Origin of the sequence: Streptomyces sp. NPDC005533 (assembly GCF_042871845.1) — a bacterium.
Taxonomy (GTDB): domain Bacteria; phylum Actinomycetota; class Actinomycetes; order Streptomycetales; family Streptomycetaceae; genus Streptomyces.
In genome coordinates this window covers 1-2,696 of sequence record NZ_JBIAJH010000154.1, presented here as the reverse complement: position 1 = coordinate 2,696, position 2,696 = coordinate 1, and the positions used below count along the sequence as shown (strand labels likewise).

Genomic DNA, 2,696 nt, shown 5'->3' with positions numbered 1-2,696 from the left:
AGTACCGGGCCGAGATGACCACCCGCTTCGCCGTCTGGGACCACATCACCGGCGTCACCACCCTGTGCCCGCGGCGGGCTGAACCAAGCCGCCCCCAGTCCCACCACGACCTGCCACACCCTCAACCAACCCGGCAACCGACAAGTTGACGACGCCCGGCGTCGGCCTCGGCCTGACGGATCCAGTTCCGCAGGGCCTCGTGATGCACACCGAGGTCCTCGGCCATCCGCCGGATCACCGGCTTCGGCTCGGTGGTCCGATACATCCGGACCGCACGCTCACGCAACTCCACCGGGTACTTCCTTGCTGCAGGCATCGTCAGATCTCCTCTCACGAGAACCATCTGAACCCCTGTCACCACATCTCGCATCCCGGGGGAAGCTCAGTCCGGACCTGCGTCGTTGACCTGCTGCGGGCGTCGTTCCGTTGTGCGGGCCGCCAGGACCGGGACAAGATCGCGAAAGCACTGAAGCCCGTCTACACCGCTCCGACCGAGGACGCGGCCACCTGCCGGTTCCTCGAGTTCTGCGAGGAATGGGGCCAGAAATACCCGGCGATCGTGCGGTTGTGGGAGAACGCCTGGGCCGAGTTCGTCCCGTTCCTGCGGTTCGACGCCGAGATCCGCCGGATCGTCTGCACCACCAACGCGATCGAGTCTGTCAACGCCAGAGTCCACCGGGCCGTCCGGGCCCGCGGCCACTTCCCCTCCGAGAACGCCGCCCTAAAGCGCGTCCATCTCGCGGTGATGTCCCTGGCAGGCGCCGGACGCAAACGCTGGACCACCCGCTGGAAGCGGGCTTTCCAGGCCTTCGACATCGCCTTCGACGGACGCCTCACCAACAACCGAACCTGAGCCTACAAACCAACCCAGTTACACCGAAACTTCACAGACCCCCCGGCGGTCGATGGGGTCGGCCGGTGGTGGTGAACAGGCCCTGAATGCCTGGGTGGCAGGGCGAATCGTAGCCCTGCCACCCGCTCCAGCGGCCTCAGCCTTTCCTGGGGCCGCGGGTTCAGCTGATGGTGATCTTTCCGATCTTGTTGTTCGTTTGATCGGTGTACCACAGGGTGCCCTGCGGTCCGCGGGTGATCCACACCGGGGTGCTGGGGGTGGTGGGAGTGGAGTATTCGGTGATCGTCCCGCCGGTGGTGATCATGCCTATCTTGCTGTTTCCGACTTCGGTGAACCACAGGTTGCCGTCACGGCCGCGGGTGATCCCGTACGGGAAGGACGAGGCGGTGGGCAGCGGGTATTCGGTGATGGTGCCGCTCGGGGTGATCTTCCCGATCTTGTTGCCCAGCTGCTCGGTGAACCACACATTGCCGTCCGGTCCCCGGGTGATCCCGGTGGGGAAGGACAAGCTGCTGGGGAGTGCGTATTCGGTGATGGTGCCGCTGGTGGTGATCTTCCCGATATAGCCCCGGGCCTCGGTGAACCATAAGCCGCCCGGGCCGCGGGTGATCTCGTAAGGCGCGGAGTGCGCGGTGGGGAGTGCGTATTCGGTGATGGTGCCGCTGGTGGTGATCTTGCCGATCTTGTCGACTCCGGGTTCGGTGAACCACAGATTGCCGTCCTGGCCGCGGACAATCCCCTCCGGCAAGGACGAGGCGGTGGGCAGCGCGTATTCGGTGATGGTGCCGCCGGTGGTGATCTTCCCGATCTTGTTGCCGTTCACTTCGGTGAACCACAGATTGCCGTCCGGACCCCGGGTGATCCCTTCCGGCTGGGAGGAGGCGGTGGGCACAACGTATTCCGTGACGGTGCCGCTCGGGGTGATCTTCCCGATCTTGTTCCCCTGCTGTTCGGTGAACCACAGGTTGCCGTCCGGACCCCGGGTGATCCCGTAGGGAAGAGAACTGCTGGTGGTCACCGCGTATTCGGTGATCATCACGGCCGCCGACGCCGGCGAGGCGACCAGCAGCAGCATCACCAGGGCCAGCACACCCGACACGCCCCCACAGCGTCTCACCCACCCGGATCCCGGGCGCCGCGCACGCAAGACGCCCCCCATGCCCAACCAGGACCACCACATCGAATCCCTTGCGGTCACCACTGACCTCCCTGTCGGATCGGCAGAACAGCTCCCACCCACACTCCCGAGCAGGCCGCACGTCACTCCCACCCGTCAGGGAAAGCAACAACTGGGCGCAGGCCGTGCCGTGCTGTCCTGCCGGGAGTGTCCTACCCCGACAGCGACCGCCGCCAGAGGGCACGACAAACCACGACCGGAACGAGCCAACCCCACAACGAAACACGAAGCAGAACAGCAAAGAAGAGGTCAACCACCCCGAAGCCCCGCCACACAGGTTAAGATATCGTTTCTTTTGGTGTGATTGATCGTTGAATCGTGCATGACGGATTTGGTTGAGCGCTTGGTGCCGGACGAGTGGTGGGTGTTGTTCCGGCGGGTGGTGCCCCCACGGAGGTGATACGTCCGCAGGGTGGCGGCCGGCGGCGAGCCGGTGACCGTGAGGCATTGGCCGCGATCGTCTTCGTGGCGTCCTCGGGCCGAACGGCAGCTGCCGCCGGTGTTCGGCCCGAGCTGGCAAACGGTCTACCGGCGCTTCGCCCAGTGGAGCCGGGCCCGGGTCTGGGCCCGCCTCCACCGCGTCATCCTCGACGAACTCGGTGCCCGCGGGGAACTGGACTGGTCACGGTGCGCGATCGGCTCCGTCAGGATGCGGGCGGCAAAAAA

Annotated in this window: 2 protein-coding genes and 2 pseudogenes; 2 read left to right on the top strand and 2 right to left on the bottom strand. The window is 65.6% G+C overall.

Going from position 1 to position 2,696, the window contains the following annotated elements:
• Positions 1-121: 121 nt before the first annotated feature.
• Positions 122-265, bottom strand: a complete 144-nt coding sequence (locus ACFYP3_RS37505; protein ID WP_388842586.1) for a transposase — start codon at positions 263-265, stop codon at positions 122-124.
• 120 nt (positions 266-385) lie between these two features.
• Between ACFYP3_RS37505 and ACFYP3_RS37500 the strand changes: the two are divergent.
• Positions 386-853: pseudogene (locus ACFYP3_RS37500) on the top strand (transposase); the annotation flags it as partial.
• A 160-nt stretch (positions 854-1,013) separates the two neighbouring features.
• Here ACFYP3_RS37500 and ACFYP3_RS37495 read toward each other — a convergent pair.
• On the bottom strand, positions 1,014-1,952 hold the full coding sequence (locus ACFYP3_RS37495) for a virginiamycin B lyase (protein ID WP_388842584.1): 939 nt from the start codon (positions 1,950-1,952) through the stop codon (positions 1,014-1,016).
• A gap of 400 nt (positions 1,953-2,352) precedes the next feature.
• Between ACFYP3_RS37495 and ACFYP3_RS37490 the strand changes: the two are divergent.
• Positions 2,353-2,696: pseudogene (locus ACFYP3_RS37490) on the top strand (transposase); the annotation flags it as partial.